At 67.5% G+C, this 302-nt stretch carries 1 pseudogene; it reads left to right on the top strand.

From position 1 onward, the window contains the following. Positions 1 to 302: pseudogene (locus tag GV790_RS29695) on the top strand (lipase); the annotation flags it as partial.

The raw sequence follows: 302 nt of genomic DNA, 5'->3' as shown, positions 1-302 counted from the left end.
TGGCCGATCCCGACCCCTTCTACGCACAGCCCGCCGATCTCGCGGCGCACCAGCCCGGTGACGTGCTCGCGGTGCGGCGGTTGCCGCCGCTGCTGACCTTCCCCGGCTCGACGCTGACGCTGGTGAAGTTCCGTTCCACCAATTCACGCGGCCTGCCCATCGCCGCAACCACCACCGTGCTGACACCGCCAGGACATCGACCCGACGGGCCACTGCTGTCCTATCAGCACATCATCAACGGGCTGGGCCCGAGCTGCGCGGTGTCGAGGGTGCTCTACACCAACGATCCGAATCTCCAGGTC

This window comes from Nocardia cyriacigeorgica, assembly GCF_010858045.1.
GTDB lineage: Bacteria > Actinomycetota > Actinomycetes > Mycobacteriales > Mycobacteriaceae > Nocardia > Nocardia cyriacigeorgica_E.
Note: the sequence above shows the minus strand (reverse complement) of the source record. Positions and strands in the feature narration are given on the sequence as shown.